Origin of the sequence: Terrisporobacter sp. (assembly GCF_017888745.1) — a bacterium.
In the GTDB taxonomy this organism is placed as follows: domain Bacteria; phylum Bacillota; class Clostridia; order Peptostreptococcales; family Peptostreptococcaceae; genus Terrisporobacter.
The window spans coordinates 1-7221 of the sequence record NZ_JAGHFM010000277.1; the positions used below are offsets into that span (position 1 = coordinate 1).

Below are 7221 nucleotides of genomic sequence, written 5' to 3' on the forward strand. Positions count from 1 at the left end.
CAGACAAATATATAAATAAAAAGTCATTTATGATGAACTTAGTTATTCGACTAAAATCAATAAAATTACTCTCAAAATGCATTTTAATCAAATTAACATAAATCAACCAACAAGTCTATAGGTAAATTACTACTTATGCACAAAATTAAGAGCTTACGATTAAAAAATTAAAATATGAAAATATAAATTGTCTATATTATAAGTTAATCTATTGTGCTAGTTAAAGTTTTTTCAAATAAAGTAAACTACTTTTGATAAACTAAATCACCCATAAGCATCAGTTGATAGATATATTTTCAAGATACTAACTCTTTAATTTTTTCCTATAGATTTATCTTTACCCATAACTTTATTTATAAAGAATTTCCTTGGATCATGTTACCAACAGCTTCGCCCGTTGCTTAAATTTATCAATCGGAATTATAAATTATTCACAATTCAGATAGTTTATAATCCCTTAAAATATAAAAAAGGACTATGATTTTATACTCATAGTCCTAAAAATAGTTATCGTATATCTTAATTAAATTTAGAAAATATACATTACTATTTACATACTCTAGATTAACTTTTATTATTTTCACTATCTACTTTACTTGGAATAGTCCACTCTGACAAATTTTTTAATACATTTTTAACTCTTTTATAGGTTAAATTCACCATAATATATTTGTTACAAAATAAATTTAAGTTATTACAGTTGTATTAAATAATCATCTAATTTATATTTTTAAAAGTATTATTTTTATTTAATTTATTACCTACTTTATCTTTTACCATATTAATAATAGTACTTACTTCCTCTACCCTTAATATAACTATCATCGTCGCATAAACAAGTCCTCCAACTAATATTGAGCATGCTAATACTAAGTACTCTGTAAACATTCCTAATACTAAATTAGATAATAGTATTTCATAAGAATATCTTGTAGCTATTGCCATAACTAATGCTGAACATAATGATTTAAATACTGTTATATAAACTTTCTTTTGACCAAAATTCCCAAGTACCTTTGTCAATTTTCTAAACAATAAAATCATATATATATACGATGCAATACTAGTAGCAAAAGCTAGTCCATTATGTGACATAGATCTTATAAGTATAAAGTTTAATACAATATTTGCTATCATAGATAAAGATGCATTAACTACCGGTGTCTTTGTATCTTGTAAAGTATAAAATACCTTACTTAATAAATCTGTTATACCATAAGGAACCATTCCTATAGCATAGAATAATAACGCCTGAGATGTCATTAATGTTGCATTAGTATTAAATTCTCCTCTTTCAAACAATACTTTTATTATTGGTTGAGATAGTGTCATAGCCCCAATAGAAATAGGTAATACAAGTAATACTATACTATTTATGCCTTTAACTACCATTTTATTAAATTCATCTTTCTTTTTATCATGGGCCAATTTTGCAAGCATAGGATAAATAACTGATGTTAAAGTAGATATAAACATTACTATTATAACCGAATTCAATTTATTAGCATAATTTAGTATAGAAACAGTACCTTCATTTATAGTAGATGCTAAACTTCTATCAACTATAGAATTTAATTGATTGACAGCAACTCCAATAAAAACAGGTCCTAATAATAAAATCATTCTTTTTAAGTATTTATCTTTCAAATCTATATAAAGTTCATATTTAAATCCTTTTTTATATGCAAATGGAATTTGGAATATTAACTGACTTATTATGCCAAATAATGTTCCCCATATTAAAATATTAGGATTATACATTGCACTTAATATTATTGATGAAATAATAATTATATTGTATGGCAGTCCGATTAATCCTGGAATTGTAAAATCATCCTTAGACTGCAAAAATGCAGTAATCATACCACTTACACCCATAGATGCCATTCCTAAGATTAACACTCTAGTATACCTTATGGTTAATTCAAGCTTTTCTCCAGTAAATCCAGCCGCAAAAACTTTAACTAACGGTTTTGTAAATATTAATCCAACAATAGAAATTAATATACATAATAGTATTATTATATTTATTACATTATTAGTAAACTTAATTGCTTCTGATTCATCGTGCTTTGATTTTATATCAAAGTAAATTGGTATAAAGGTAGATGCAACAGCTGCCCCTATAGCCACAAATAATACAGATGGTATATTTAATGCTGTTATATAAGAATCAGTTACCATCCCTGCACCATATGTAGATGCTAATACCATTTCTCTAAAGAAACCTAATATCTTAGCTAAAACAGTAGCAATAACAAGTATAAATGTATTTTTCGCTAAGTTACTCATTTTACTCCCTTTCTAAAATTAGATACTAAATCCATCATTAATTATCTAATAATTTTTCTATATTTTTAATTTGGTTTTCAAGTGTAAATTGTTTAATTGTTTCAATACAATTTTTTGATTTTTTAGACCTTAGTTCATTATTTGTTAACATAAGCTCTAACGCATCTGCCACAGAATTAGCATCCCAATCTACAGATATCCCACAGCTTTCATCAGGATTTAATTCATTTAATCCAGCGACTTTGGTTGAAATAAATGGACATCCACATGACATACTTTCAACTAATACTGTTGGAAACCCTTCTACAAATGATGTCAAGCAATATACATCTGCATTTTTCATATATGGATATGGATTAGATTTAAATCCGTGCATAGTTACACTGTCATCTAAATTGTATTCTTTTATTAGCCTTTTAACATTATTAGTTTCTACTCCTTCACCAATAATATCAATATTAAATTCTAGAGATCTCTCTTTTAAGAGTTTAGCTGCTTCTATTAAAAGAGGTATATTTTTTCGCTCATCAATTTTAGATACTGTAACAATTGTATTTTTCTTTTTCTCTATATTGGCTTCTTCTTCTCTTTTTCTTTCAATATCTTTGAAATCATATCCATTATATATTTTTTGATTTTTATATTGTAAATGTGGATATAATTCATTAACCGAATCAAATGTCCTATCTGAAATAGTTATTATATGATCTACTTTTTCTAGGTGTCTCTTTTGTAATAAATACTTTTCTTGTATTTTAATTCTTTCCCTTCTATCCTCTATACTCCTGTAATCTAAATCTTCTATAGAACTATGTATCCATGATAATTTTAATACTTCTGAATCATCACTCAATAAGAACGTTGGATATAAATAGTTAAAAGATATTTCAACATCATATTTTTTACTTATAACTTTATTTCTTATCTTACTAGGATTTTTACATAATGTATCATATAAAAATCTACTTTTTAAATTTGATATTTTTCTAGTTACATAACTTCCATTATTATATTTTAATATAGGTTTTAGTAAATTTATATTGTCATTTACTTCCTCTTTATTTATATCAAAGTTTACAATTTCTAATATATCTATTTCATATTTATTAGGATTTAAATTATTAGCAACATTAGCTAAGATTCTCTCTGCTCCTCCACCAGCTGTAAATGACCATATTATAAACAAAATCTTCTTTTTCATATTTTACTCCTTATTTTTTATAACAAAACTCTTTGAGTTCCTCAGATATTAATTCTATATCCTTCTCAAAGTTATTATATTTTTCCCATAAGCAACAATTTTTTCTAGATATTTGTGGATTAAAGTATTTATATTTATTTATATGATTAATACTATCTATATCAAGGAATTTAATTACTCTATCTAGAGTATCATCATAATTAAATATAAAATCTTCAAATCTAATTCTTATAATACGATCCTTATCTTCATTTTCGTTTATATTTTTTCTAAGTAATTTAAACCATTTTATATATTCATTCACATCATGTGTTGGTATCCATCCTTCATTCCAAAATAATTTATTTAAAATATATAAATCCCTAGGATCTCTGTCTACAACTATTACTTTAGTATCATTTAAATATTTTAAATATCTATCTATATTTGTTGGTGGTATAAGCTGATCTAGTGCTAAATATTTATATTTACTATCTGAGTTAAGTACAGAGAATAATTTCTCAGTATATTCTTTTGTTAACTCATAGAATTCCCCGTTTCTAAATGATAAATTCATCTCAAGCTTCGGATATTTTGGTACTAATTCATAACTATGTTTAGCTTTTTTTAACTTAAATAATATTTTTTGAATCTTCTCCGGCACTTTATATTTTAATATTCTAACTAGTTCAGGATATCTATATTGATGCATATGCCAATTGCCCTGCCATGATATGTCAGTTAAATTATCAATATACTCGTTACTTAATTTCATGAATTCTTCGCCAAAGAATTCACTATATCCTCTATTTAAATGTTTTATTAATTTTTTAAATCTATATATACCTTCATCAGTTTTTAATCTATGAAAATCTTCCACAATATAGTGTTCTAAATCCGATATTCCATCTACTTCATATAAGAACGTAAACTCATAATCACCCATAGATTTTATATTTTCAAATTCTTTTAATAAATCTGTAACAACAGATGAACCTGTTCCTCCAAAACTAGCACAAGTAACTATACTATTATATTTATTCATAAACACCGTTCCTAACTATCTTATTTTTACAATAACTTATATACTTTTGTTCTAATAATCATCCTTGATATTAAATGACTTCTAAAGTATGGATTGCATAAAGCAACAAATTTAGATACTAATTTACTTAAAATATTAGAACCCTCTTTATTTTTTATCTTATAATAAAGCTCTTTTGATTTTATATGTATATTACAATCAACATTAGTATCTATATGCTTATTATAGTTACTTACACTCCCCCTACTCTTTTTATATGCTTTACGAATTCTTGTAGTCATAATTAGTTGTTTGTACTCACTTGATTGCGTTATACTATTTTGACGAATTCTATATTTTAGTAATTTTTCATCAATATTATAAAACTCATATCCACATATTGCCATTCTAATTAAAAAATCATAATCTTCAGCACATGGAATTTCATTATATTCTTTTAAATCATCCAAGATACTTTTTCTAAACATCCATGTTGGATGAGCAATACAATTACATAACCCTATACATTTTTTTAATTGTACAGGATCAGAAATTAATAAATTCTCATTTTTAATCTCTATATTTTCTTCATCTATAAGTAAGATATCAGTTCCTACTAGAGATATTTCATTATATGATTCTAGAATATTAACTTGTTTTAAAATTCTATCTCTATAAGATATGTCATCTGCATCCATTCTTGCTATATATTTTCCGCTGGCAACTTTTAAGGCCTTATTTAAGCTCTTTACTAGTCCTATATTTTTTTCATTCTCTATAATGACAATTCTTTCGTCTAACTCTTTATATCGATTTAATACATTTTTTATAATCTTATTTTGAGGATTATCTAAAACTATAATAAATTCAATATTTTTATAGCTTTGTTGCAAAATAGACTGTATTGATAAATCTAAATCATTAGAACTTTCATTATATGTACTCATTACTACTGAGACTAAAGGTGATACATTTATATGCTTATATTCTCTTTTCATTAATTTATTTTTAAATTCATTGGAATTAATACTAAATAAAATAGCCAAATACATTACAGTTGTTTCACTTGCAACGAATAAATTTTCAGAAACACTGCCTATTATGATTAAAATTAATACAGATATATAGAATATTTTTTTATCTTTATCTTCTATTCTTGTTACCTTGTTGATAAAAGATATAGAGAAATTTAATAGTAAAATAGTTCCTATAATTCCAGTATTAAATATTATTCTTAAATACTCATTATGCATTGAGTATCCTTCCATACCATAGAATTGTTCACTTCTATATCCGTAACCAAATATTACTCCAAGTATGTTCTTATACCAAACTTCCATATTACTTTTCCATTTTAAAATCCTCCAAGTAAATGAATTTATTTGATTTTCTGCTAGTCCATAATTTATATCAAATATTCTTAAATTAGCTAAACGATCCCCAAAACAAATTATGGTAAATAATATACCAACAAGTGTTATCCCTACTATAATAACTTTAGTTATTTTTGACTTTTCTTTTATAAACAGTATAAACTGATATAATAATATAAATCCTAATACTATGAATGCAGTTTTACTGCCTGCTGCTACCATCATAAAAATATTAAAAGCAATATATGGATATCCTATTTTTGCATTCATTTTTTTGCTATGTATGCTATACATGATACATAAAATAATCATTATCAGATAGAATGCGTAAAAATTAGGATGACTAAATATACTTTGAATTCTTCCAAATAAATATGTATATTTTAATAAATCATAAAGAATGATTAAATTTATTAAATAAGAAGCTTTAATAAATCCACTTATGAGATTTATATTCTTATTTGCATATATATAATAAATAATCGGTAATAACAACCATATCCTTATATAGGCTGTAAGTATGTCATTATGCCTCCCACCCCATAATAACGGTACTGTTGATAAAATACCAAAGGTCATATATATAAGAAATTTAGCAAATAAATCACCTTTTTTCAAACATTCTTTTAATTTTCTTCTATCAAAATATAATGACTTTAAACACAACAATGATAATAAAATATAACAAGTATACTTATACTTCAGTATATATTCAGTATTAAAAAAATTAAGGAAACATACATAAATAGTAATTAAACTTGACATAGATTATCACTCCCTAATTCTGAATATATATTATATAATTGTCTTATATGCTTACTTTCTGTGAACTTACCCTCATACTTTTTTAAACAACTCTTAGAAAATGCTATCCTTTTTTCTCTATTCTCATACATCTCAATAATTAACTTTCTTAATTCTTTTTCATTTTTTGCCTCATGGAGATATCCTTCATTATCAGAAATAATTTCTGGTATTCCACCCACTCTCGATGCAATTACAGGAACTCCGAAAGATATAGACTCTAATATTGACATTGGTATCCCTTCAAAATGTGATGGTAATATAGATACAAAGCAGTCTTTAAATAGTGTATACTTTTTATCATCATCAATCCAACCTGTAAAATAAATAATATCATCAAGTGATTTAGATTTAACATATGCTTTTATATCTTTAAGCTCTGGACTATCACCAGCTAAAATTAATTTCAGATTATATTCTCTCAAATCATTCATCACATTTATAGCTTCATAAACACCTTTTTCTTTAGTTAATCTAGAAATCATTAAAATTTTATTTGAATCTATATCATAGTTATCTATTGCCTCATTAGGTAAATAATTATATAA

At 24.9% G+C, this 7221-nt stretch carries 5 protein-coding genes; all 5 read right to left on the reverse strand.

Annotation, left to right across the window (positions count from 1 at the left end):
* Positions 1–717 precede the first annotated feature (717 nt).
* Positions 718–2292: a murein biosynthesis integral membrane protein MurJ gene (murJ, locus tag J7G74_RS12510; RefSeq protein WP_297135923.1), complete on the reverse strand. Its 1575-nt coding sequence runs from the start codon at positions 2290–2292 to the stop codon at positions 718–720.
* A gap of 37 nt (positions 2293–2329) precedes the next feature.
* On the reverse strand, positions 2330–3493 hold the full coding sequence (locus J7G74_RS12515) for a glycosyltransferase (RefSeq protein ID WP_297135925.1): 1164 nt from the start codon (positions 3491–3493) through the stop codon (positions 2330–2332).
* 10 nt (positions 3494–3503) lie between these two features.
* On the reverse strand, positions 3504–4517 hold the full coding sequence (locus J7G74_RS12520; protein ID WP_297135927.1) for a sulfotransferase: 1014 nt from the start codon (positions 4515–4517) through the stop codon (positions 3504–3506).
* Positions 4518–4543: 26 nt separating this feature from the next.
* Positions 4544–6139, reverse strand: coding sequence for a glycosyltransferase (locus J7G74_RS12525; protein WP_297135928.1), 1596 nt, complete (start codon positions 6137–6139; stop codon positions 4544–4546).
* A 482-nt stretch (positions 6140–6621) separates the two neighbouring features.
* Positions 6622–7221: glycosyltransferase (locus tag J7G74_RS12530; protein ID WP_297135930.1), on the reverse strand; the 600-nt coding region annotated here is incomplete at its 5' end.

Bases quoted from the DNA above. Each gene is read 5' to 3' on its own strand.
- J7G74_RS12515 (WP_297135925.1), bottom strand. From the start codon at position 3,493: ATGAAAAAGAAGATTTTGTTTATAATATGGTCATTTACAGCTGGTGGA.
- J7G74_RS12520 (WP_297135927.1), bottom strand. From the start codon at position 4,517: ATGAATAAATATAATAGTATAGTTACTTGTGCTAGTTTTGGAGGAACA.
- murJ (WP_297135923.1), bottom strand. From the start codon at position 2,292: ATGAGTAACTTAGCGAAAAATACATTTATACTTGTTATTGCTACTGTT.
- J7G74_RS12525 (WP_297135928.1), bottom strand. From the start codon at position 6,139: ATGAATGCAAAAATAGGATATCCATATATTGCTTTTAATATTTTTATG.